The sequence below is a fragment of the Vibrio methylphosphonaticus genome, from assembly GCF_023634655.1.
In the GTDB taxonomy this organism is placed as follows: Bacteria; Pseudomonadota; Gammaproteobacteria; order Enterobacterales; family Vibrionaceae; genus Vibrio; species Vibrio methylphosphonaticus.
Genome location: NZ_JAMKMS010000022.1, coordinates 21,344 through 46,311 on the forward strand (window position 1 = coordinate 21,344; position 24,968 = coordinate 46,311).

The window sequence follows — 24,968 nt, forward strand, 5'->3', positions numbered from 1 at the left end:
CCCATTAGCTTGAGTGATAGTTGGCTTAACAAGGCATTTTGTTAAGCCATTTTTTATCGCTACAGTACCACCCTAAATTTTTGAAGCGGATAAATCACAAGCCTCCGATTCACTTACCACGGGATGGACAATGACTGCACGGCTGCTTTTTCTCTCACTTTTCACTTCTCTGACTTATGCCCCAGCGTCATTTGCAGCCTTAGCTCCTGTCCAAGGATTCAGTGGAGAAATATCATTGAGTAACGCAAAAGTTGGTGATAAATCGAATCTAATTGCCAGTGATAACCCCAATATCAGTACCTCTGAAGAAGCATACGATGACTTTTGGTTACCTCTAGGTACCTTAAACTACACGTACGGAGCAACGCGCAACAAACAATGGTTTTTCGGTACTTCCCGCAATGATATCGCCGTAGGCACCTTTGTACTTGAAGGTGGTTACAGACAACAATTTTCAGATAACTCTATTTGGAGTGTCTCTTACCTGCCAACCGTGGTCGGAGAACCGATTTGGAAGAATCCGTACGTTGCCGCAGACCAATTGGAGCAAGCGGAAGCTACAGGCGATGCCTATCGACTACAAATAGAAAACATTGCCGGGTCCCTATTTACCTTAGACATGGCGTATGGCACGCGAGTGGTTACCGATGAAGCCTCTGCAACTCAAAGCCCAACATCTCACGCGACCCAGTACGACCGAAATAGTGACTTTTACTATGCAAAAGGCTCTTATACATTAGCACTCAATGAGTCTTGGACGATGTTCCCATCGATTATCTACTTATTAGATGATACCAAAGGAAGCGCCGTCAATAACCAAGGTGCAGGTGGAGAACTGACCACCCTGTTTGCTCTGAACCAACATAGCTTTGCGATTACCATGAGCTACATGAACCACGAGTACCGAGGCCACAATGTCATTTTTGATCAAGCTGGCCGAATCGATGACAAATACAGTGCCTTCTTAGCTTATGAATATCTCTCTTTATGGAACATAGAATCACTCTCGCTGATCTCCTTATCGGGATACAACGCGACTGACTCAAGTATCACTTTTTATGACTCTTCAGATTGGATTACCTCAATAGGTATGAACTTCGCCTTTTAGACGGACTGCGCCGTAAGCTGCTTAAGCAAGCGATCCATAGCGCGATATCCTAATGCCTCCGCTAAATGGGCTCGTTGAATCTCAGGCTCATTAGACAAATCAGCAATGGTTCGCGCCACTTTAATAATGCGGTGATAGGCTCGAATGGATAAACCAAGCCGATGCAAAGCTCCTTCTAGAAACTCCGCATCCGGCTTCGCCAACGGACAATACTTTTCAATCTCACGGCTTTGCAGTAACGCATTGGCTTTGCCAGACCGCGCTAACATTTTGTCCCTTGCTTCGATAACTCGTAATTTTACGTCCGCCGTCGACTCTCCTCGATCGCCCCCTTCAGCAAGCATGCCTTTAGGAAGCAATGGGATTTCAATCGACATATCAAATCGATCTAACAACGGTCCTGACAATCGGCTTAAGTAACGCAAAATCGCCTGAGGTGCGACGCGAGCTTGACTCTCATCATAGTAACCCGTTGGACTCGGATTAAGAGCGCCGACAAGTTGAAAGCGCGCTGGAAAGCGGGTTTTCCCTTGCGCACGAGAAATTACAATCTCCCCAGATTCAAGCGGCTCACGTAATGAATCGAGGACTTTACGCTCAAACTCTGGCATTTCATCCAAGAACAGCAGTCCGTTATGGGCAAGAGATATTTCCCCCGGCCTAGGAATGCTCCCTCCTCCTACTAGCGCCGCCATAGAACTTGAGTGATGCGGAGCTCGAAAAGGTCTTTGTTTCCAGTTATCTTCATTAATTTCTAGTTGAGTCAAAGACCCAACAGAAGCAGTTTCAATGGCTTCCATATCACTCATGACAGGTAATAAGTCACACAACCGCGACGCTAACATTGTTTTACCAGTACCCGGCGGGCCTAAAAAAAGTAAATTATGATTGCCTGCCGCTGCTATCTCCAAGGCTCGCTTCCCTTGCTGCTGCCCGATGATGTCTTGCAGGTCTCTCACGTCTTGTTTCACGGCCTTGGTTGCCAGTGTCGTCTTTAAGCCCAACGCCTGCTGCCCCATCAAATAGGCACACACTTCCAGTAACCCTGACGCCGATTTATGCTTATCTTTCCCCACAAGAGCAGCCTGATTCGCATTGCCTTCTGGCACAATGAGTTGACGTAAAGATTTATCTGCGGCAAGCGCAGCAGGCAATACCCCTTTCACCGTCCTCAGCGCTCCCGACAACGCCAACTCTCCAATAAACTCATGCTGTAACAGCAAACTCTTAGGCAACTGTTCAGACGCTGCTAGAATGCCTAAAGCGATAGGGAGATCAAACCGCCCACCTTCCTTAGGCAAATCAGCAGGCGCAAGATTCACCGTAATACGCTTAGCCGGAAATTCAAATCGAGAATTAATAATAGCGCTGCGAACTCGGTCCTTAGATTCTTTAACCGTCGTTTCAGGCAACCCGACTAATGTAAAACCTGGCATACCATTACTGATATGCACCTCCACCGTTACGAGTGGTGCCTCGACGCCAACACTTGCTCGGCTGTAAATAATCGATAATCCCATATCATCCCTTTTTTCAGCTAAATTCATTCGATAACCCCTCAAAAATGCAGAGTTTTATAAATAGACCTTGTTATATAGCCTGATTTGATGCTGATAAAATGTGAAAAAAGAATGAGGTTTTGCTTGTCAGGTAACAGAAATATGTGATACCACTAAGGACATAGATACTTTTGTTCAACACAAAGCAAACGATTAAATATTTGAAATGACTTTTAGTGCTTATGCTCACACTCTGATTACTCTGATTATTGTGGTCCTGATTAGGAACACACGGGGGAATGTGGGCAGAAAATAGCCACTAGATTCAAAAAACCCCCGCACTGAAAAGTCCGGGGGTTTTTTTACAAACTCTAAAACGAAAATTTGATGACGGTCACGAAAACGAGTGTCACCTCGTAGCAATGACAAAACGGAAGATATGGGAGCACACTATGTGCAGTCGAACGATAGAAAACCGCAAGTCACTATGCGGTCAACAAGGAGAAAGCAATGACAGGTGCTGAGTTAGTTGTTGCTGCATTAGCGCAACAAGGTATTAAGACTGTGTTTGGTTACCCCGGTGGAGCCATCATGCCCATCTACGATGCTCTCTATGATGGCGGGGTAGAACATATTCTATGCCGACACGAGCAAGGGGCAGCGATGGCAGCAATAGGCATGGCAAGAGCCACCAAAGATGTCGCGGTCTGTATGGCAACCTCAGGCCCTGGTGCCACCAACCTTGTTACCGGCCTTGCCGATGCTTTTCTTGATTCCATCCCTCTCGTCGCAATCACTGGCCAAGTCGCCAGCACCCATATAGGTACCGATGCTTTCCAAGAAATGGATGTCATTGGTATGTCGTTATCTTGTACTAAACACAGTTACCTAGTTACCGACATTAATGATCTTGCCCCAACCTTAGCGGAAGCGTTTGAAGTAGCGAAAACGGGGCGTCCTGGCCCTGTCATCGTTGATATCGCTAAAGATGTTCAACTTGCTCAGACCCCTGTTGATATTTTACCGCCATTTACGCCTCCCGCTATACCTGTGGCAAACCCAGAGCAAATAGACCTAGCGCAACAACTTCTCAACCAAAGTTCTCGCCCTGTTTTGTATGTGGGTGGTGGAGTACAACTCGCTCATGCCACTGATTCTGTGCGCGAGTTTCTGCGATTAAACCCAATGCCATCGGTCAGTACCTTGAAAGGTCTTGGTACGATTGATCGCAATGATCCGCACTACTTAGGCATGCTAGGGATGCACGGAACTAAAGCCGCCAACATCATAGTACAAGAATGTGACCTGCTTATTGTCGTTGGCGCGCGATTTGATGACCGAGTAACGGGTAAGCTCGATACGTTTGCTCCCCATGCCAAAGTCATTCATATAGATATCGATGCTGCGGAATTTAATAAGTTAAGAACGGCCAATGCCGCTCTTCGAGGCGACATCAATGTCATTTTGTCCCAGCTAGAGCTATCTAAAGACATTTCCCCTTGGGCTCACCATAGTGAAAGCCTAAGAAGTGGCTTCAAATGGCGCTATGACCACCCTGGCGATCTGATTTTTGCACCATTACTACTTAAGCAACTATCTGACATGATGCCGGAGTCTTCCATCGTCTCTACCGACGTTGGGCAGCACCAAATGTGGGCAGCACAACACATTCAACCACGCATGCCTGAGAACTTTATTACTTCGGCAGGATTAGGCACGATGGGCTTTGGCTTGCCTGCCTCAATGGGCGCCGCCGTAGGACGTCCTGACGACCAATCAATCCTCATCTCTGGTGATGGGTCGTTTATGATGAACGTACAAGAACTGGGCACTCTCAAACGCCGCCAAATCCCGGTCAAGATGGTATTACTTAACAACCAAAGGTTAGGTATGGTTAGACAATGGCAGTCCCTCTTTTTTGATGGTCGCCACAGTGAAACCATTTTGGATGATAATCCAGACTTCGTCATGCTAGCAAAGGCATTTGATATTCCAGGTAAAACCATTACTCGAAAAGAAGAAGTCGAACCGGCTTTGAAAGAGATGCTGGAAAGTAAAACAGCCTACCTCTTACATGTATTGATCGACGAAGAAGAAAATGTATGGCCATTGGTACCACCTGGTGCCTCAAACAGCGATATGTTGGAGAATACCTAATGAACCGATACCTACTAGATATAAAAGCGGATGATAAAAGCGTCCTACTTGAGCGAGTATTGCGCGTGATCCGCCATCGTGGATTTATCATCAAGCAAGTTGCCGCGACACAAAATCATGAAAGCAAGATTGCCAGTGTAGAGATAATCGTTGATAGTGATCGTCCGATTTCTACGCTGATCAATCAGATTGAAAAACTCTGGGATATTCGTACTGTTGACGTCACTGAACTCAAAACTAACCAGCTGACGAATCACAACCTACAAGAACAAAGTGCATAAGGAAGAACGCTAAATGGCTACAAGTACAGCAGATTTTATTTGGTTTAATGGTGAAATGGTTCCATGGGCTGAGGCAAATGTTCATGTCCTTACTCATGCTATGCACTATGGTACGTCGGTTTTTGAAGGCGTGCGTTGTTACAATACTCCGAATGGCCCGGTTATCTTCCGCCACCCAGAGCACGCAAAACGTCTAAAAAACTCAGCAAAAATCTACCGTTTCCCGATCCCTTATACCGAAGAAGAGATCATGGAAGCGACCCGTGAAACCGTTCGCCAAAATAAACTCGAGTCCGCGTACATTCGTCCTCTTGGTTTTGTTGGTAACGTTGGACTAGGTGTTTGCCCACCAGAAGATTCTGTCATGGAATTGATTATTGCCGCCTTCCCATGGGGTTCTTATCTAGGTGAAGAAGCGCTTGCAAATGGCGTGGACGCCATGATTTCCAGCTGGAATCGCGCCGCTCCCAACACAATTCCAACCGCGGCAAAGGCGGGCGGTAATTACCTATCATCTTTACTTGTTGGTGGTGAGGCTCGACGTCACGGCTATGACGAAGGTATCGCTCTGAGTGTTGATGGCTACCTCTCTGAAGGTGCTGGCGAGAACATCTTCGTCATCAAAGATGGCATCATCATGACACCACCTGCCACCAGCGCAATTCTTCCTGGCATTACTCGTGACAGCATTATGACGATTGCCAAAGATATGGGTTATGACGTTCGTGAAACCAACATTGCCCGCGAAGCACTATACCTTGCCGATGAGATTTTCATGACAGGCACCGCTGCTGAAATCGTGCCGGTTCGTTCTGTAGATAAAATTGAAGTGGGCGAAGGAAAGCGTGGGCCTATTACTAAAGTCATGCAAGACGCTTACTTTGGTCTGTTCAACGGTACCACTGAAGATAAATGGGGTTGGCTCGACTATGTCTACCCACAAGACGCTAACAACACTGCATCAGTAAAATAAGGAGCGAGTACAATGCCTATCTACAAATCCGCGACCTCAACACACGGTCGTAATATGGCGGGTGCTCGTGCACTTTGGCGAGCAACGGGTGTTAAAGACGAAGACTTTGGCAAGCCAATTATTGCTGTCGTCAACTCGTTCACCCAATTCGTCCCAGGTCACGTCCATCTTAAAGATATGGGTCAGCTGGTGGCGGGGGAAATTGAAAAAGCCGGCGGTATTGCTAAAGAATTTAATACGATTGCTGTTGATGATGGCATTGCGATGGGTCACGGCGGCATGCTGTATTCACTGCCATCACGAGAGCTGATTGCCGATTCGGTTGAATACATGGTCAATGCGCACTGTGCCGATGCTATGGTGTGTATCTCCAACTGTGACAAAATCACCCCAGGAATGATGATGGCAGCAATGCGCCTCAACATTCCAGTTATCTTTGTCTCTGGCGGTCCTATGGAAGCGGGTAAAACCAAGCTTTCCGATCAAATCATTAAACTGGATCTGGTTGATGCCATGATCCAAGGTGCCGATCCAACGATTTCTGATGAGCAAAGTGAGCAAGTTGAGCGTTCTGCCTGCCCAACTTGTGGTTCATGTTCTGGTATGTTTACGGCCAACTCAATGAACTGTCTAACAGAAGCTCTCGGCCTTTCTCAACCAGGTAACGGTTCTATGTTAGCGACCCACGCTGACCGTGAACAATTATTCCTCAATGCCGGCAAGCGCATCATCGAACTAACCAAGCGTTACTACGAACAAGACGATGAATCTGCACTGCCACGCAATATTGCCAACCGTGCTGCGTTTGAGAACGCGATGGCGCTAGACATTGCGATGGGTGGGTCAAGTAATACCGTTCTGCACCTCTTAGCCTCCGCGCAAGAAGGTGAGATTGACTTCGACATGAATGATATCGATGAGATGTCACGCCGTGTCCCACACCTATGTAAAGTGGCACCATCGACACCGAAATACCATATGGAAGATGTCCACCGTGCTGGTGGTGTGATGGCGATTCTGGGTGAACTTGATCGTGCAGGATTGCTCAATAACGATACGCGTACTGTACTCGGTCTTTCTATGAAAGAGCAATTGGCGCAATACGACATCATGCAAACCGAAGATGAAGACGTGCTAACGTTCTTCCGCGCTGGCCCTGCCGGCATCCGCACCACAAAAGCCTTTTCTCAAGATTGCCGTTGGGATCGCCTCGATGATGATCGCAAAGAGGGCTGTATCCGCACCAAGGAAAATGCCTTTAGCCAAGAGGGCGGACTAGCCGTACTGAGCGGAAACATTGCCGTCGATGGCTGTATTGTCAAAACCGCTGGTGTCGATGAAGACAGCCTCATCTTCCGTGGCCCGGCCGTGGTTTTTGAAAGCCAAGAAGATGCGGTAGACGGTATTTTGGGTGGTAAAGTCAAAGCGGGCGATGTTGTCATTATCCGTTATGAAGGCCCTAAAGGTGGCCCTGGTATGCAGGAAATGCTCTACCCAACCACATACCTCAAGTCTATGGGACTGGGTAAAGAATGTGCGTTGCTTACCGACGGTCGCTTCTCAGGTGGTACGTCAGGCCTATCGATTGGTCACGCCTCTCCAGAAGCCGCTAACGGTGGCGCCATTGGCCTGGTAAACAATGGCGATATTATTAATATCAATATCCCTGCGCGTTCTATTTCTCTGGATGTCCCAGAAGAGGAGTTAGCAGCTCGACGTGAAGCACAAAACCAGCTGGGCTGGAAACCTGCCAATCGTGAGCGTGTCGTTTCTTTGGCACTTAAAGCGTATGCGAGTATGGCAACAAGTGCGGATAAAGGTGCAGTGCGAGACAAGTCTAAACTCGAGGGGTAGTATCAAAAATGAGTACTGATAGTTTTCCCAAAACCGGCGCAGAGTATCTGCGCCAGGTATTACGCGCTCCCGTTTACGAAGTGGCGACATTAACGCCATTGCAAGATATGCCTCGCTTATCTGCTCGTATTCAGAATAACGTGCAAATCAAACGTGAAGATCGCCAGCCCGTGCATTCATTTAAGCTACGCGGTGCCTATAACATGGTATCCAACCTTACTGAAGCGCAAAAAAAAGCGGGCGTCATCGCGGCCTCAGCAGGTAACCACGCACAAGGTATGGCGCTGTCTGGTACCAAGCTAGGCATTAGCACGACCATCGTGATGCCTAAAACCACGCCAGATATTAAAGTGGATGCGGTGCGAAGTTTTGGTGGTCAGGTTGTCTTACATGGCAACAACTTTGATGAAGCAAAAGCCGAAGCAGAGCGTTTATCCGATTTGCACGGTTTTACCTTTGTGCCTCCCTTTGATCACCCCCTTGTCATTGCTGGACAAGGCACGATTGGAATGGAAATGCTGCAACAAAATGGTCATCTCGACTATATTTTTGTTCCAGTCGGTGGCGGTGGTTTGGCGGCTGGCATCGCGGTATTAGTCAAACAACTGATGCCGGAAATCAAAGTTATCGCAGTGGAGCCTGAAGACTCTGCGTGCTTGAAAGCTGCACTAGACGCTGGAAAGCCCGTCGCTTTAGACCAAGTGAGTATGTTTGCTGATGGCGTTGCGGTGAAAATTATCGGTCAAGAAACCTTCCGCCTTTGCCAAGAATACATTGATGGGCACATTACCGTCTCCAGTGACGAAATATGTTCTGCAGTAAAAGATATTTTCGAAGACACGCGAGCCATCGCAGAGCCTTCTGGCGCGCTTGCGTTAGCAGGGCTTAAAAAGTTTGCCGAAAAACACGCGCTGCAAGATAAGCAATTGGGAACGGTACTTTCTGGCGCAAATACCAATTTTCATGGCTTACGCTATGTTTCTGAACGCTGTGAGCTCGGTGAAAAGCGAGAAGGTTTACTCGCGGTCACGATCCCAGAACATCAAGGTGCCTTCTTTGAATTCTGTAACATCATTGGCGGCCGCGCTGTCACTGAATTCAACTACCGTTACAATGATGACAAGCTGGCGAATATCTTTGTTGGTGTGCGCCTTGCTGGTGGTCAAGAAGAGCTCGATAGTATCATCAAAGATTTACGAGCAGGCGGCTACCCGGTTGCTGACCTGTCTGATGATGAGATGGCCAAACTGCATATCCGTTATATGATTGGTGGTAAGCCCTCTAAGCCTCTTCAGGAGCGATTATATAGCTTTGAATTCCCAGAGTATCCAGGCGCTCTTTTGAAGTTCCTAAGCACGCTGGGGACGCATTGGAATATCAGCCTATTCAACTACCGCAACCATGGTGCTGACTACGGTCGTGTACTGTGTGGCTTCGAGCTACAAGAAAGTGATCTCTCTGAGTTTTCCTCACATCTACGTGAATTGGGCTACCAATGTAAAGATGAAACGGATAACCCATCGTATCAATTTTTCTTGTCATAACACCTAGCTTCACTCACGCGCTATGCCAATTTAGAGCCCAGGCTTTACCTATTAAAAAACGCCTCATTAGAGGCGTTTTTTTTATTAATTTTTTCTTAGTCAGTGCAACTACTGATTTTCAACCAAACCAAGGTCCGGCGATTTAAATTCATTGTACTGTCGATAGTTCACCACTCGGTCCCTTCCGTGATCTTTCGCTAAATAGAGGGCTTTATCTGCCATCTTAATCAACGCTTCTATATCGGACGCGGGATCAGGGTACGTCGCAACACCAATCGAAACACTCAATTGCCCCAAAGATAGTCCTTTATGCTCTAAATGCATGGTTCGAATCTGATTAACAATGTTATTGGCGTATTCAGTGGCGTCTAGCATATCGCAGTGCGGTAAGATTACCGCTAACTCTTCGCCACCTAATCGGCACGCTATTTCATCATCCGCGACCATTCGTTTAAGTAAAGAGCTGATCTCTTTTAAAACATAGTCTCCGGCATCATGACCGAAGTTGTCGTTAAAACGCTTAAAGTGGTCAAGATCAAGCATGAGTAGTGACAATGACTCACTGCTCGTTGCTGAGTTATTGGTGTGCTCTGTCAGTTTTTGTTCAAAGAATCGGCGATTGTAAAGTCCCGTTAATGGGTCGCTTAACGCCTGTGAGCGGAGTTTTTCTTGTAAGCTTAAATTCGCTAGCGCTAAGCCAAGATGCTCCGCCACACTGTATGCCAGTTGGGTAGTGAGTTCATCCACCTCTATTCCACCCTGTCCAAAATACAAATGCATAATACCAATCGTATTACCATGGGCCGTTAGCGGAATACATAAGGTTTGATTGTTATCTATCGCCGACATATGCTCACACGATAAATGATGAAACTCTTCAATCGATAAATGACTCCGTCCTGTGCGTAACGACCAACATTCATCGGGAGCGAAACTCTTACTACCAGGCCATTTATCCCCCCAATCCAATTGATTAACTAGTTGGTTTCTCGAAGAACGCATCAATGAAATACTGCCATTTACTCGCCCAAGAATTCGCGGCACGATATCCTCAACCACACGCTGAGCTTCCACCAAGTTCTGACATGCCGCTAGCATGTTGGCCAAACGGTGCATCAGTTCAATCTCTAAAGTACGCTGACGTATACGTTCATCCTGCTTGTTCTTTTCAGCTGTGACGCTGGCTTCTATCTGACGATGACTCAGTAAAGAAGTAGCAATAAGCATCGTAATACTTAACAACGCCAAACCGATTAAGATACTCATTAATTGAAAGGTCATGTCTTTGAGGTGATGCATCGGCACAGAGAGAACCACCACGAAGTCTTGTTGGTCAATATAGACTTTTCGGGAGGAATATAACAAATCGACAGATAGAACCGAGCTAAAGCGAACATCACCACCCGCCCCATTTTCCCATGCTTGAATAAACTCTGGTCGGTTTGCATGACTATCGAGATCAACTAAGGCGCGATCTGACAATGCCGTATCGCCAACGACAACGCCATTGCTATTGATAACCTGAATTCGGGCATCGGCATCTGCCTGAGTGAGGTCTCCAATATAATCATCAATTTGTAAGCTGTTATTGAAACGAGGGCTGTCTTCTTGAATTTCATAAATGACATCAGTCAATAGAGAATCTGTTGTACGCTTTACTGACTCGTGAACCAAGCGCTCTAAGGTAAAATAAAACCCATACAAGCCCCCAATCATCACAGCGGACAGAGCAATAACGGGTAGCAGCTGCCACTTTTTATCAATTAACTTCGACATTCACTACAACTTATTTACCGAACAGCGTTCAAAAGAAAAACAACATAGCGTTCTTTTTAACCAAGAGCAATCAGAATATCGCCTAATTTAGTGTTTTAACCAATCCGAATTCAATTGGTTTGATGAGCCAAGATAATTAAGCATCCACTGAATCAACTTATTGCTGTCATCCTTACGCCAAACTAAACAACACTGGCTATCTATGGTGTCATTGTTCAGCGATCGCGCCACCAGCAAACCGCTATCAATAAGGGGCTCTGCGATATGTCGAGGCATGTAGCCGATACCAACACCATTTTTCAGACACTCTATTGCCGAATACCAATTCGGCAATAATAAGCGACGCTGTCTAGGGCTATGCTGAGTATGACGCTTTGGTAATACGCGTGATGTGTCATCGAGACAAATAGCGGGAAACTGACTAGCAAACTCTTCATTTAACTCAGTCGCTTGCGCGCACGGGTGTAAGGGGGACATCACCAATGTCCACTGTAACTCCCCCATTGGTCTCACTCCATATTCTCCACTAACCGGAATCGCCGACGTCGCGCCAATCACAATATCCGCTCGCTGCTCAGAAATTGCCTCCCAAGAGCCATTGTATACTTCCATATTGATCTGTAATTCTGCCGACTCAAATTCAGCGTAAAAATCTTCAATCAACACCGACAATTTATCGACTTTTACAATGTTGTCTAAGGTCAACTTAAGTCTCTTCTGCCACCCCGAGGCCGCCCGCCGAGTATGACGAGTCAGTTCATCCATTTGGCGAAGTAGTCGTCTCGCCTCTGCGATAAACACTTCTCCCGCTGGTGTCAGTTCCACACGACGAGGTAATCGCTTAAACAAAGGGGTGCCAATCTCTTGCTCTATCTGTCGTACGCTATAACTGATTGCAGACGGGACTTTATGCAATGCTTCTGCTGCCGCACTAAAACTGCCGAGTCGTGCAATCATATCTAACATTTCAAGTGACGGACGAGAGTACATATTCTACCTTTCAATTTTTTTGATTCATAACCACAAAATATAGCGTTTTATTTTTAGTAATTCCAAAAATAGAATACACCACAACAACAGCATGGGCTGGAAACAACTCATTCCTGTGAAAAAAATTCAAAGGAATTACAATGAAGATCTCTAAACTGCAACTCATCTATCTATCTATTCTGTCCATGCTTGGATTCATCGCCACAGATATGTACTTGCCTGCGTTCAAGTTAATCGAACAAGATTTTGCTACCGGACCAGAACAAATTGCATTGTCATTGACTGTATTTTTAGTTGGTATGGGCTTAGGACAATTTGTTTGGGGTCTGGCGAGCGATCGCTTTGGTCACAGAAAAACCCTTTTTACTGGCTTAGTTGTCTTTACTGTCGCGTCAATAGGTCTCGCTTGGAGTCAAGAAGTATGGCAATTGCTAGCATTACGAATGCTACAAGCCATCGGCGTGTGTGCTCCCGCTGTCATTTGGCAATCGATGGTTATCGACAAGTTTGATAAAAAGACCAGCCAACAAATTTTCGCAACGATCATGCCGTTAGTCGCACTATCCCCAGCCCTTGCGCCTCAACTTGGCGTACTCCTGACGGAGTTCTGGGGTTGGCACAGTATTTTTGTTGTCCTTGCAATGACAGGTGCGTTATTAGCGCTCATCACTTTATCGATGAAAGATCATAGCAGCGCTAAGGTTAAATCAACGTCGGTCTCTACTGATCTAAAAAGCTTATTAGGATCGAGAGACTATATCGGGAATGTGCTTATTTATGCCGTTGCATCAGCGGCATTTTTTGCTTACTTAACTGGTATGCCAGAAATTATGAGCCAGCTTGGCTACTCAGCGAAAGATATTGGATTGAGCTTTATCCCACAAACTATCGCGTTTATGGTCGGTGGTTATATGGGTAAGAAACTTGTGGCCAAGCTCGGTGATGAAGCCGTTCTTAAGCAACTGTTAGGGCTTGAGACCGTAGCTATTTTGCTGGTATTTGCGGCTTGCCAATGGCAATTGACCTCGGTGTGGCCAATATTGGCGCCGTTCTGTCTACTTGCGGTCGCCAACGGAGCGATCTATCCAATCGTGGTCAACCGTGCCCTTTCTAGCGCACCACATTGCTCCGCCACAGCAGCAGGTCTGCAAAACAGTATTCAGATAGGTGTAAGTAGCTTGGCAAGTGCTCTCGTCGCCACATTCGCTGTGGTAGCTCAAGCGGCTGTGGGTTATGTCATCCTAGGGTGTTTAGTATTAATGTGGCTAGGGTATGTCATTTCAAACCCAGCATTAACAAGCGAGCTGACCATTCCTGATAACTCACGAGTGGCGAATGACGAGTAGTTCATAACGTGTGAATCATTCTTATGGCAAGCGCTTGAAGTAAGCGCTTAAAATAACATTTTTTAGTAAACAGCACGCAAAGTAAAAAGGGCGACATGGTCGCCCTTTTTTAATTAGAGACTTTTTAGCCCCCACTTCGCCGCCGTTTCATCAAAGAAACCCTGAGTCTTTTTCAATTCGACCCAATGGTTAACGTAGTTAATCCAGACTTGGTCTTTTTGCGGTAATAGCATTGAGATGGGCGTTGGCTTACGTGGTTCTTCAACAGGCACTATCGCTAATTGCTTGAATTTCGTTACCAAGGTAGCCGCTTCAACATTTGAGGTGACTGACACATCAGCACGACGAGCTAAAAGCTCTTGGAAATCTCGTGCAGGCGCTTCAATAACAATATGTTTTGCGTCTGGAAAAAAGTCCTTTACCATTTTTTCCTGCACAGTACCGAGCGTCGCAGCCACTTTTACATCAGGCTTATTAAAGTCAGACCAATCAGAGAACTTCTGTAGATCTTTTTTCTGCACCACTGGGACAAATGCTAAATAAAAATATGGCTGGCTATATCCTGCGACTTTAGCGCGCGACATATTCAGTGAAGCACTTCCTGTGATGTCATATTTATTCGCCGTGATCCCATTAACCAGAGTTTTCCAGTCAGTCGCCACATACTCGACCTTAACCCCAAGATCCTTGGCTAGCTCTGTTGTCACATCAATATCAAAACCACGATATGAATTGGTCGCAGGATCTTTCACTGTCATTGGATTCCAATCACCTGTGGTCCCTACTCTGAGTACCCCGGCGTCCAGTATTGCTTGTAATCGACTCGTTTCTGCTACAGCTTGCCCAATAGACAATACCGCAATGATAAAACCAAGAATCCACTTCTTCATTGATTAGTCCCTAAAATTATTAAACATTCATAGTACAACCTTGATAACATAGCAGTAACAGATGGAATTTTCAGGGAAAATTAGGGACGTTTGTGAGCTATCGAATACTAACTATCATGCTGTGCTTACCCATATTATCAGGCTGCTCTGACTACGAGTGGGGATGGTATGTCTTAAATCCAACCACCGAACAAGGTCAAATCAACCTTAAGTTTCTTCTTGCCGGTTTTAAAGACACGATTTATGTTTCTTTACTCAGCATGTTGTTTGCGATGTCCATTGGGTTGCTGGTGGCCTTTCCAGCTCTCTCCAGTAACAACTGGCTCAAGGCTATAAACCGAATCTATGTTGAGGTGATTCGTTCTATTCCTGTTTTGGTGTTATTGCTCTGGGTTTACTACGGCATGCCAACCCTAATGGATATTTCTCTTAATCATTTTTGGGCGGGTGTGATTGCTTTAACTATCGCAGAAAGCGCCTTTATGGCTGAAGTCTTTCGGGGTGGGATTCAAGCGATCTCCAGAGGGCAGCACGAAGCATCCGAATCGCTAGGGCTAAACTATTGGCAAAAAATGCGACTGGTCATTTTACCTCAAGCTTTCAGGCAGATATTGCCACCACTTGGGAATCAGTTTGTCTACATCCTCAAGATGTCATCACTGGTGAGTGTCATTGGCTTAAGCGACCTCACGCGTCGTGCCAATGAATTGGTGGTTAATGAGTACTTACCACTAGAGATTTATAGCTTTTTAGTCCTAGAATATTTGGTTCTCATTCTTGTGGTATCACAAGGGGTGCGTTGGGTAGAAAAGCGCATCGCCATCCCAAGCCACTAAAAACGAAAAAGGCCTCGAAGAGGCCTTTTATCAATATAGATTCACACTTTAAAAAGTGATAACTACTTTTTCTTTACTGGGCGCACCCAGCCTGCGATACGGCGTTCTTTAGCGCGGGTAATGACTAACTCACCGGCAGCTACATCTTTCGTTACCGTTGCTCCAGCACCAACAGTGGCGCCATCCGCAATCGTGACGGGCGCAATTAACTGAGCGTCAGAACCAACAAAAACATCGTCGCCGATTAACGTCTTAAACTTATTCGCACCATCGTAATTACACGTAATCACACCTGCACCAACATTAACTCGCTGACCGATCTCTGCATCACCAAGGTAAGTCAAATGATTGGCTTTAGAACCTTCACCCAAACGGGTATTTTTCACTTCAACAAAGTTACCCACGTGTGAGTCATTGCGAAGATCAGCGCCAGGACGAAGACGGGTAAACGGCCCAACAGTACAAGCCTCACCAATGGTAGCCCCTTCAATCACACTGTATGGACGAACAATCGTGTTGTCATCAATTTCACAATCTTTCAGTACGCTACCCGCACCGATAACTACGTTATCACCTAAAGAGACGGATCCCTCAATAACCACGTTCACATCAATCTCTACGTCCATGCCACATTGCAATTGACCACGTAGATCAAAACGGCTTGGATCGCGCAGCATCACACCCTGCTCTAGCAGTTTTTGCGCTTGCATAGATTGGAAAGCTCGTTCCAGGCGAGCAAGCTGAGCGCGATCATTAACCCCTTCCACTTCAATAGGGTTTGCTGGATGTACCGCCTCTACCGCGCGACCTTCATTATGAGCGGCGGCTATAACATCTGTCAGGTAGTATTCACCTTGCGCATTGTCATTACTCAAACCAGATAACCAACGCTTAAGATCACCGCCAGTTGCAACCATCACACCGGTATTGATCTCTTTAATCAGCTTCTGCTCTTCCGTGGCATCTTTTTGTTCCACAATCGCCACAACCGGACCATTCTTACGCACGATACGACCATAGCCCATAGGGTTATCCAAAACCACGGTCAATAACGCAATACCGCCATTTGGTTGAGCGTCAAGTAGGTTTTCAATGGTCTGGTCTGAGATAAGCGGTACATCACCGTAAAGCACCAATACTTTTTCATCATCAGCAAAGTGAGGCGAAGCTTGGTCAACGGCATGACCCGTCCCTAATTGGTCCGCTTGCAATACCCAGTTTACACGCTCTTGTTGCAACTCGGATTGCATCATCTCCCCACCATGACCGTAGACCAGATGAATATTTTGCGACCCTAAGCCTTCGCATGTATCAATAACATGCTTAACCATCGGCTTTCCAGCAAGTGTATGTAACACTTTCGGTTTATTAGAATACATGCGGGTACCTTTACCCGCGGCAAGCACAACTGCACTAAATTTCATTATTATTGACCATCTGACGTTAATTTAAGCTGAATCCATTCTAACGATGATTGAGCCGGATGTTAATTCTGTTGTGATAGATTTTTCGTGATGTATTAAAGTTAAATATATAACTTTAATACATACATAGAGCAAAAAGGCGACCATAAGGTCGCCTTTCTCATCGCTGCTAATCGAGATTAGCGACGTTTTTTTGTCAGCTCGATTACTCGAAGCTGAGCAATGGCTTTAGCCAGTTCACTGGCCGCTTGCGCGAAGTCCATATCGCCATGCTGATTCGAAATATTCTCTTCAGCTTTGCGTTTGGCTTCTTCTGCCTTTGCTGCGTCTAGCTCTTCACCACGAATTGCAGTATCAGCCAGTACAGTCGCTGTACCAGGCTGAACTTCAACAATACCACCCGAGACATAAATGAACTCTTCGTGGCCGTGCTGTTTAACGATACGCACCATACCAGGCTGAATAGCGGTCAGCAGCGGTGTGTGACCATGGAAAATACCAAGTTCACCTTCGCTACCGGACACCTGAAACGTCTCAACAAGACCTGAGAAAAGTTTTTGCTCAGCGCTTACTACGTCTAGGTGAAAGGTTATTGCTGCCATATCGCCTCCTATTTAGCCTTATAGCTTCTTAGCATTCTCGATAGCATCGTCGATAGTACCGCAGTACATAAACGCTTGCTCTGGAATGTCATCGTAGTCACCAGCTAGTAGACCTTTGAATCCACGTAATGTCTCTTTAAGAGGTACATAGATACCAGGGTCGCCAGTAAATACTTCTGCTACGTGATAAGGCTGAGTTAGGAAACGTTCAATCTTACGAGCACGAGATACAAGTTGCTTATCTTCTTCAGAAAGCTCATCCATACCTAGAATCGCAATGATATCTTTCAGCTCTTTATAACGCTGAAGCGTTTGCTGAACACCACGAGCCACATCATAGTGCTCTTGACCAACAACTAGTGGGTCAAGTTGACGAGATGATGAATCCAGTGGGTCGATTGCAGGGTACAAACCCATTGCAGCAATACTACGGTTTAGCGTTACTGTCGCATCCAAGTGAGCAAACGTTGTTGCTGGTGATGGATCCGTCAAGTCATCCGCTGGTACGTATACCGCTTGAATCGAAGTGATCGAGCCTGATTTCGTTGATGCGATACGCTCTTGTAGTACACCCATCTCTTCTGCAAGAGTTGGCTGATAACCTACCGCTGATGGCATACGACCTAGAAGTGCCGATACTTCTGTTCCCGCAAGGGTATAACGATAAATGTTATCGATAAACAGTAGTACATCACGACCTTCATCACGGAATCGCTCAGCCATTGTCAAACCAGTCAGGGCAACACGTAAACGGTTTCCTGGTGGCTCGTTCATTTGGCCGTAAACCATTGCTACTTTAGATTCTTCAGGGTTTTCAACGTTTACAACGCCTGCTTCCTGCATCTCAAAGTAGAAATCGTTACCTTCACGAGTACGCTCACCTACACCAGCAAATACTGATAAGCCTGAGTGTTGTAGTGCGATGTTGTTGATAAGTTCCATCATGTTGACGGTCTTACCTACACCAGCACCACCAAACAAACCAACTTTACCACCCTTCGCGAATGGGCAGATCAAGTCGATGACTTTTACACCCGTTTCGAGAAGCGAAGTTTCGCTAGATTGCTCTTCATAGCTTGGTGCACTACGGTGAATTGCATAACTTTCTTCTGCACCGATCTCGCCACACTCATCAATCGCGTCACCAAGGACGTTCATGATACGACCTAGGGTCTTAGTACCGACTGGAACTGAGATTGGAGCGCCAGAATTCTCAACTGTCAAACCACGACGTAAACCATCAGAGCTACCCATTACGATACAACGAACTACGCCACCGCCTAGCTGTTGCTGAACTTCAAGAACAAGACGTTCTTTTGATTCATTTACGTTCAGAGCGTCATATATATTAGGAACATCGCTCTGTGGGAACTCTACGTCGACTACCGCACCGATGATCTGTACGATCTTACCTGTAGCCATCGTTAATCCTCTATCTATTTCGTTTTACCTAAGCTAAACCGCAGATGCACCTGAAACGATTTCTGACAGCTCTTGTGTAATCGCCGCTTGACGCGCCTTGTTGTACACAAGCTCTAAGTCATCTATCAGGTTGCTCGCATTGTCTGTTGCAGCTTTCATTGCAATCATTCGAGCCGCTTGCTCACTGGCAAGGTTCTCTACCACACCTTGATACACTTGAGATTCGATATAACGAAGCAATAGTGCATCTAGTAATGGTTTAGGCTCTGGCTCATAAATGTAGCCCCAAGAATGTTCACGCTGCATTTCTTCGCTGTCTGATTTAGGCAAAGGTAGCAATTGATCGATCGTTGGTTCCTGTACCATAGTGTTAACAAAATGGTTATACACTACATACAGGCGATCTAATTCGCCGTCGTCATATTTCTTCAGCATAACGCCAACCGTACCGATGAGTTCTTCTAAGCTTGGGCTATCGCCCAGACCAGAGACCTGTGCCGCTACTTTTGCGCCGCTGTTATTGAAAAATGCTGTTGCTTTTGAGCCTATTACTGCCAGCTCAATCTCAGCACCTTTCTCTTTCCAATCCTTAAGTTCAAGGACGGTTTTTTTGAACAAGTTAATGTTCAAACCGCCACACAAACCACGGTCGGTAGAAATAATGACGTAACCAACACGCTTGGCTTCACGCTCTTCTAGGTACGGATGTTGGTACTCTAGATTTGCGTTTGCCAAATGACCGATCACTTTACGCATAGTTTCAGCGTATGGACGAGAAGCTTCGCGCAGTTCTTGCGAACGACGCATTTTTGAAGCTGCTACCATTTCCATCGCTTTCGTAATTTTCTGAGTGCTCTTCACACTACCGATTTTATTACGTATCTCTTTTGCGCCGGCCATCGTTACTCTCCATAAGCGGTGACCAAAAGGTCACCCACTAATTACCAAGTCTGGGTTGCTTTGAAATCGTCCGTCAGCGTTTTCAGCTGCGCTTCGATTTCTTTGTTGTAAGCACCCGTTGTGTTGATCTCTTTAATAAGATCAGCATACTGGATTTGAGCGTACGATAGTAAAGCTGCTTCGAAGTCTAGAATCTTATTGATTTCTACATCTTCCAAGTAACCACGTTCCGCTGCAAAGATCACTAGCGCTTGGTCAAATACTGACATAGGAGCGTATTGCTTCTGCTTCATCAACTCAGTGACTTTTTGACCGTGGTTCAACTGACGCTTAGTTGCTTCATCTAGATCAGATGAGAACTGAGCAAAAGCTGCTAGCTCACGATAAGCCGCTAGTGCAGTACGAATACCACCCGATAGCTTCTTGATAATCTTAGTCTGAGCTGCACCACCTACACGAGAAACTGAAATACCAGGGTCAACGGCAGGGCGTACGCCCGAGTTGAATGCTTCAGTTTGTAGGAAGATCTGACCATCAGTAATCGAGATTACGTTTGTCGGTACGAATGCAGATACATCACCAGCTTGAGTTTCGATAATAGGAAGAGCGGTCAAAGAACCAGTCTTACCTTTTACTTCACCATTTGTGAAACGCTCTACGTACTCTTCGCTTACACGAGCTGCACGCTCTAGAAGACGAGAGTGAAGGTAGAATACATCACCAGGGAAAGCCTCACGGCCAGGTGGACGTTTCAATAGTAGAGAGATCTGACGGTAAGCGACGGCTTGCTTAGATAAGTCATCATAAACAATCAGCGCATCTTCACCACGGTCACGGAAGTACTCACCCATTGCACAACCTGAGTATGGAGCCAGGTATTGAAGTGCAGCAGATTCAGATGCCGACGCAACAACCACAACTGTGTTTGCTAGCGCGCCATGCTCTTCCAGTTTGCGTACTACGTTTGCAATTGTTGATGCCTTTTGGCCAATCGCTACATAGATAGAGAAGATACCAGAATCTTTCTGGTTAATGATTGAGTCGATCGCCAGTGCTGTTTTACCAATCTGACGGTCACCGATAATAAGTTCACGTTGACCACGACCGATTGGGATCATTGAGTCAACAGACTTATAGCCGGTTTGTACTGGTTGATCGACCGATTTACGGTCGATTACGCCAGGTGCAATCACTTCTACTGGTGACGTAAGCTTCGCTTCAATTGGACCTTTACCGTCAATCGGCTCACCTAGTGTGTTAACAACACGACCAAGCATTTCAGGACCAACTGGTACTTCAAGAATACGACCAGTTCCGGTTACTTTCATGCCTTCTCTAAGGTTGGCATATGGTCCCATTACTACCGCACCAACCGAGTCACGCTCGAGGTTAAGTGCAAGTGCGTAACAGCCACCCGGTAGTTCAATCATTTCGCCTTGCATCACGTCCGCTAGGCCGTGAATGCGAATGATACCATCGCTTACCGATACGATAGTACCTTCATTACGAGCTTCACTTACAACGTCGAAAGATTCGATACGTTGCTTGATTAGGTCGCTAATTTCTGTGGAATTAAGTTGCATGCTCCATCCCCATCAAGACTGCATTGCATCACTCAGGCGGTTCAAACGACCGCGTGCTGAGTTATCAATTACAAGATCTCCGGCTCGAATAATAACCCCACCAAGTAGGGTCTCATCTACACTGCAATTCAGCTTAACTTTACGCTCAAAGCGTGTTTCAAGTTTGCTACTGATCTCAGCAATTTGCTCATCGGTTAGTTCGCTTGCAGACATTACGTCTACATCGATGAGTTTTTCGTGCTGTTTTTTCAGCGCGACAAACTCAACTAACACGGTAGGCAATACCGCTAATCGACCGTTTTCAGCCATCACTTTTATCAAGTTATGACCAAAAGCATCAAACTGTTCACCGCCAACCGTAATGAAAATCTCTGCAATTTTTTCTGCAGTCACAGAACCTGAAAGCAAGTCTGCGATATTTTCATTGCTGGCGATTTCCGCGGCGAAAGTTAGCATGTCGACCCATTGGTCTAATGCGTTCTTTTCAACCGCAAAGTCAAAAGCTGCTTTAGCATAGGGGCGTGCAATTGTTGTCACTTCAGACATGGGCGCCCCTTGCTTTAAAGTTTTGCAGTAATGTTATCAAGAATATCTTTTTGCGCATCTTTATCGATACTACGCTCAAGGATTTTCTCAGCACCAGCTACAGCCAGAGTTGCAACTTGTTTGCGCAGCTCATCGCGGGCACGGTTACGTTCAGCTTCAATTTCTGCTTCCGCTTGCGTTAGGATGTTCTGACGTTCAGTCAGAGCTTCTTCACGGGCTTCATCAACAATTTGTGCTTTACGCTTATTTGCCTGCTCAATGATCTCAGTTGCAGTGCGCTTCGCTTCTTTCATTTGGTCAGAAGCGTTGGCTTGTGCTAGATCCAAGTCCTTTGCAGCTCGTTCAGCTGCCATAAGACCGTCAGCAATTTTTTTCTGACGTTCTTCAATCGCATTCATGATTGGTGGCCATACATATTTCATGCAGAACCAAACAAACATAGCAAATGAGATTGCTTGACCTAGCAGAGTTGCGTTCATATTCACAACAGCTACCCCTCTAATATTTCATTGATTAGCTAAAATTAATCAGATGACAAGTCCAAAACCTGTCAGAGAAAAGCTGATTAACCTAGCTGACCAACGAATGGGTTCGCGAATGTGAATAGCAGTGCGATAACCACACCGATCATAGGAACCGCATCAAGTAGACCAGCGATGATAAACATCTTAACTTGAAGCATCGGAGCCATTTCAGGTTGACGAGCTGCGCCCTCAAGGAATTTACCACCTAAAAGACCGAAGCCGATCGCCGTACCAAATGCTGCCATACCGATCATGATACCTACGGCGATTGCAGAAAAGCTCAGTAAAGTTTCCATTACTATCTCCAATTTATAGTTGTTGGCTTAAAGTTGCCCAAATAAAAAGCGTTAATTAAATAATTAGTGATCGTCTTCGTGAGCCATTGATAGATAAACAATTGTTAACATCATGAACACGAAAGCTTGGATCAAAATAACTAGAATATGGAATATTGCCCATGGTAATGAGCCCATCCATTGTAAATACCACGGTAGCATTGCAGCACAAAGAATAAATACAACTTCACCCGCAAACATGTTACCAAACAAACGCATACCTAGTGATAGTGGCTTCGAAAGCAAAGACACAACCTCGATAAGCATGTTAAATGGAATCATGATTGGATTGTTAAATGGGTGGAGTGTCAACTCCTTGATGAACGTTACTGGTCCTTTTACTTTGATGCTGTAGTAAATCATCAGAGCAAAAACACCTAACGCCATAGCCATGGTGATATTAACATCTGCAGAAGGAACCACTTTCATATAAGGGATACCAATCTGCTCTGCAGAGTAAGGTATGAAGTCAATAGGAACTAAGTCCATGACGTTCATTAAAAATACCCAACAGAAGATAGTTAGTGCTAAGGGTGCTATTAGCGCATTGCGTCCATGAAACGTTTCTTTGACGTTTTCGTCAACGAATTCAACGACCATTTCAACAAAACACTGCAGCTTGCCCGGCACACCAGCTGTTGCTTTCTTAGCTACTGAGCGAAATACTCCTAAGAATATAAGACCAGTCAACACAGAAAAAAACAGGCTATCGATATGTACGTTCCAGAAACTCGTCTCCTCCACTAAACCTAAACTTCCTAACGAAAGGTTAGTTAAGTGGTGAGAGATGTATCCGGCCGATGTAAGCGCTTCACCTGGCGCAGCCATAACTCATCCTATTTTTTGTTGTTAACGACAATTACTGGCGCCATAAGGTTAATTAAGAGAGCCAGTAAAAATGTGAAATTCAAGGGAATCACTTCCACCTGAATATACATGTAAGCTATTGAAAATAGAGCCGCCGTAATGAGGATTTTCAATGCAGCCCCTGCATAGAAAGACGCCGCTACCTTTTGAGCAGCACGCGCCCCGCTAAACAGAAATGCACAATACGCAAATGTTGCATTGGCGATAACAAAAATGCCACCTCCAATCAACGCTGAAATTCCCCACTCAGCATTTACGGCAACTGTCATTCCAACAGCTACAAATGTAACCGCGCACACTTGAATCAGCAACAATCGCTTTGCAAGCTCTCGTCCTGGTTTAGTTAGCACTGCTACCATGTATTCTTTACCTTTATTAAATTCGCAACACGCAATAGATATTGCGCCGCGAGATTCGCAAAAATTATACGTTCCAACAAAGTATTTGCAATCAAAGTGCATCAAAAAAACGCACTTTATTCACAAAAGCATAACTTTCGCACAGAAAACCAATTGTAATACAAATAACTTTCGCATAAAATCAATTGTCATACAATTGATCGATATCAAATAACTTTCATAAAAAAAGATTGTAAGATATTTGATGTATATCAATTATCTCATTTAGCTTTCAAGCTTGGCAATAAGTTGCTCTAATTTGTGAGGCTCATCAAGACTTATCGTAACTTTTGCTTTTCCGCTTGCATTTCGAATTAAAGACACTTTAGAACCAAGTTTTTCACTTAAACGACGTGAAATTTCTTGTGCAGCACTGTCTTCTGACTGTTTTTGGTCTGAAGAGTTCGGTTTTAAGCATTTTTTCACTAAATCTTCAGTCTGACGGACCGTGAGACTCTTCTTAGCAACGCTTGCTGCAATATCGCACTGAAGCTCACCTTCAAGAGCAAGCAGTGCTCTTGCATGTCCCATATCTATTTTTCTGTTTTCAACGAGTACCTTAACGGGTAACTCTAATTGATTAAGTCGTAGCAAATTACTCACCGCAGTTCGCGACTTGCCAATCACGTCAGCCACTTGTTGATGTGTGAGTTCAAACTCGTCTTGTAGGCGCTCTAATGCCTGAGCTTCTTCGATTGCATTTAAGTCTTCACGCTGGATATTTTCTATCAACGCCATCGCAATAGCGGCTTTATCCTGCACATTTTTAATAATGCACGGTACCTGCTTCAAACCCGCTTGTCTGGCTGCCCGCCAGCGCCTCTCACCGGCAATAATCTCATATTGCTCGTGATCGACCTGTCTTACCACGATAGGCTGGATAATACCTTGAGATTGGATTGATGCAGACAGCTCTTCAAGCGCCTCAGGCGCCATATCTTTGCGGGGTTGATATATACCTGGACGTAAGCTATTAATCGATAAATCGGTTAAGTCGCCATCCGAAGAAAGCGATTGACTATGGGTGGCAACTTGCTGCTTCTCTCTCGCCATAGAGCTCGTCGACAACAGTGCATCGAGTCCTTTTCCTAAACCACGTTTAGACATTCCATC

At 45.5% G+C, this 24,968-nt stretch carries 23 protein-coding genes; 8 read left to right on the forward strand and 15 right to left on the reverse strand.

Annotated elements, in window-relative coordinates:
• Nucleotides 1–130: 130 nt before the first annotated feature.
• Entirely contained in the window at nucleotides 131–1,108 is a 978-nt protein-coding gene (locus M9196_RS20000) for a DUF2860 family protein (RefSeq protein WP_284677238.1), read from the forward strand.
• Here the strand turns inward: M9196_RS20000 and M9196_RS20005 are convergent.
• Nucleotides 1,105–2,628 carry a YifB family Mg chelatase-like AAA ATPase gene (locus M9196_RS20005; RefSeq protein ID WP_250619327.1) on the reverse strand — a complete coding sequence of 508 codons (1,524 nt, stop codon included), beginning with the start codon at nucleotides 2,626–2,628 and terminating at the stop codon, nucleotides 1,105–1,107. The genes M9196_RS20000 and M9196_RS20005 overlap by 4 nt on opposite strands.
• Before the next feature lie 489 nt (nucleotides 2,629–3,117).
• Here M9196_RS20005 and ilvG point away from each other — a divergent pair, with 489 nt between their 5' ends.
• Genes ilvG through ilvA form a run of 5 tightly spaced genes read left to right on the forward strand, consistent with a single transcriptional unit; the run spans nucleotide 3,118 to nucleotide 9,416 of the window.
• A complete protein-coding gene (gene ilvG, locus M9196_RS20010; protein ID WP_250619280.1) occupies nucleotides 3,118–4,764 on the forward strand; it encodes an acetolactate synthase 2 catalytic subunit in 1,647 nt (548 codons plus the stop codon).
• Nucleotides 4,764–5,045: an acetolactate synthase 2 small subunit gene (ilvM, locus tag M9196_RS20015; RefSeq protein ID WP_102470035.1), complete on the forward strand. Its 282-nt coding sequence runs from the start codon at nucleotides 4,764–4,766 to the stop codon at nucleotides 5,043–5,045. The genes ilvG and ilvM overlap by 1 nt, the downstream gene beginning before the upstream one ends.
• A gap of 13 nt (nucleotides 5,046–5,058) precedes the next feature.
• Nucleotides 5,059–6,018, forward strand: coding sequence for a branched-chain amino acid transaminase (locus tag M9196_RS20020; RefSeq protein WP_250619281.1), 960 nt, complete (start codon nucleotides 5,059–5,061; stop codon nucleotides 6,016–6,018).
• Nucleotides 6,019–6,030: 12 nt separating this feature from the next.
• Nucleotides 6,031–7,872, forward strand: coding sequence for a dihydroxy-acid dehydratase (gene ilvD, locus M9196_RS20025; RefSeq protein ID WP_250619282.1), 1,842 nt, complete (start codon nucleotides 6,031–6,033; stop codon nucleotides 7,870–7,872).
• Between the two features lie 8 nt (nucleotides 7,873–7,880).
• Complete coding sequence (ilvA, locus tag M9196_RS20030; protein ID WP_250619283.1) at nucleotides 7,881–9,416, forward strand: threonine ammonia-lyase, biosynthetic; 1,536 nt, start codon at nucleotides 7,881–7,883, stop codon at nucleotides 9,414–9,416.
• A gap of 108 nt (nucleotides 9,417–9,524) precedes the next feature.
• Here ilvA and M9196_RS20035 read toward each other — a convergent pair whose 3' ends face one another.
• Both M9196_RS20035 and punR read right to left on the reverse strand, forming a co-directional pair.
• Nucleotides 9,525–11,192: a diguanylate cyclase gene (locus M9196_RS20035; RefSeq protein ID WP_250619284.1), complete on the reverse strand. Its 1,668-nt coding sequence runs from the start codon at nucleotides 11,190–11,192 to the stop codon at nucleotides 9,525–9,527.
• Nucleotides 11,193–11,279: 87 nt separating this feature from the next.
• Complete coding sequence (gene punR, locus M9196_RS20040) at nucleotides 11,280–12,182, reverse strand: DNA-binding transcriptional activator PunR (protein ID WP_250619285.1); 903 nt, start codon at nucleotides 12,180–12,182, stop codon at nucleotides 11,280–11,282.
• 140 nt (nucleotides 12,183–12,322) lie between these two features.
• On the opposite strand from punR, the gene punC reads away from it, so the two are divergent.
• Complete coding sequence (punC, locus tag M9196_RS20045; protein WP_250619286.1) at nucleotides 12,323–13,528, forward strand: purine nucleoside transporter PunC; 1,206 nt, start codon at nucleotides 12,323–12,325, stop codon at nucleotides 13,526–13,528.
• A 113-nt stretch (nucleotides 13,529–13,641) separates the two neighbouring features.
• Here punC and M9196_RS20050 read toward each other — a convergent pair whose 3' ends face one another.
• The gene (locus M9196_RS20050; protein ID WP_250619287.1) at nucleotides 13,642–14,418 is read right to left on the reverse strand and encodes a transporter substrate-binding domain-containing protein; all 777 of its coding nucleotides are present in this window, start codon (nucleotides 14,416–14,418) and stop codon (nucleotides 13,642–13,644) included.
• 116 nt (nucleotides 14,419–14,534) lie between these two features.
• On the opposite strand from M9196_RS20050, the gene M9196_RS20055 reads away from it, so the two are divergent.
• Nucleotides 14,535–15,254, forward strand: coding sequence for an amino acid ABC transporter permease (locus M9196_RS20055; protein ID WP_284677240.1), 720 nt, complete (start codon nucleotides 14,535–14,537; stop codon nucleotides 15,252–15,254).
• Nucleotides 15,255–15,316: 62 nt separating this feature from the next.
• Here M9196_RS20055 and glmU read toward each other — a convergent pair whose 3' ends face one another.
• The 11 genes from glmU to M9196_RS20110 form a co-directional block, all read right to left on the reverse strand.
• Complete coding sequence (glmU, locus tag M9196_RS20060; RefSeq protein WP_250619289.1) at nucleotides 15,317–16,678, reverse strand: bifunctional UDP-N-acetylglucosamine diphosphorylase/glucosamine-1-phosphate N-acetyltransferase GlmU; 1,362 nt, start codon at nucleotides 16,676–16,678, stop codon at nucleotides 15,317–15,319.
• Between the two features lie 179 nt (nucleotides 16,679–16,857).
• On the reverse strand, nucleotides 16,858–17,280 hold the full coding sequence (locus M9196_RS20065) for a F0F1 ATP synthase subunit epsilon (protein ID WP_250619290.1): 423 nt from the start codon (nucleotides 17,278–17,280) through the stop codon (nucleotides 16,858–16,860).
• A gap of 18 nt (nucleotides 17,281–17,298) precedes the next feature.
• Entirely contained in the window at nucleotides 17,299–18,702 is a 1,404-nt protein-coding gene (gene atpD / locus M9196_RS20070; protein ID WP_250619291.1) for a F0F1 ATP synthase subunit beta, read from the reverse strand.
• Nucleotides 18,703–18,735: 33 nt separating this feature from the next.
• On the reverse strand, nucleotides 18,736–19,602 hold the full coding sequence (gene atpG, locus M9196_RS20075) for a F0F1 ATP synthase subunit gamma (RefSeq protein WP_102470023.1): 867 nt from the start codon (nucleotides 19,600–19,602) through the stop codon (nucleotides 18,736–18,738).
• A gap of 41 nt (nucleotides 19,603–19,643) precedes the next feature.
• Nucleotides 19,644–21,185: a F0F1 ATP synthase subunit alpha gene (gene atpA, locus M9196_RS20080; protein WP_250619292.1), complete on the reverse strand. Its 1,542-nt coding sequence runs from the start codon at nucleotides 21,183–21,185 to the stop codon at nucleotides 19,644–19,646.
• Between the two features lie 12 nt (nucleotides 21,186–21,197).
• The gene (gene atpH, locus M9196_RS20085) at nucleotides 21,198–21,731 is read right to left on the reverse strand and encodes a F0F1 ATP synthase subunit delta (RefSeq protein WP_250619293.1); all 534 of its coding nucleotides are present in this window, start codon (nucleotides 21,729–21,731) and stop codon (nucleotides 21,198–21,200) included.
• Between the two features lie 14 nt (nucleotides 21,732–21,745).
• Nucleotides 21,746–22,216 carry a F0F1 ATP synthase subunit B gene (gene atpF / locus M9196_RS20090; RefSeq protein WP_250619294.1) on the reverse strand — a complete coding sequence of 157 codons (471 nt, stop codon included), beginning with the start codon at nucleotides 22,214–22,216 and terminating at the stop codon, nucleotides 21,746–21,748.
• 80 nt (nucleotides 22,217–22,296) lie between these two features.
• The gene (atpE, locus tag M9196_RS20095; protein ID WP_102470019.1) at nucleotides 22,297–22,551 is read right to left on the reverse strand and encodes a F0F1 ATP synthase subunit C; all 255 of its coding nucleotides are present in this window, start codon (nucleotides 22,549–22,551) and stop codon (nucleotides 22,297–22,299) included.
• Between the two features lie 63 nt (nucleotides 22,552–22,614).
• Nucleotides 22,615–23,418, reverse strand: a complete 804-nt coding sequence (gene atpB, locus M9196_RS20100) for a F0F1 ATP synthase subunit A (protein ID WP_250619295.1) — start codon at nucleotides 23,416–23,418, stop codon at nucleotides 22,615–22,617.
• An 8-nt stretch (nucleotides 23,419–23,426) separates the two neighbouring features.
• Nucleotides 23,427–23,816 carry a F0F1 ATP synthase subunit I gene (locus M9196_RS20105; protein WP_250619296.1) on the reverse strand — a complete coding sequence of 130 codons (390 nt, stop codon included), beginning with the start codon at nucleotides 23,814–23,816 and terminating at the stop codon, nucleotides 23,427–23,429.
• A 264-nt stretch (nucleotides 23,817–24,080) separates the two neighbouring features.
• Nucleotides 24,081–24,962, reverse strand: coding sequence for a ParB/RepB/Spo0J family partition protein (locus tag M9196_RS20110; RefSeq protein WP_250619297.1), 882 nt, complete (start codon nucleotides 24,960–24,962; stop codon nucleotides 24,081–24,083).
• Nucleotides 24,963–24,968: the final 6 nt, after the last annotated feature.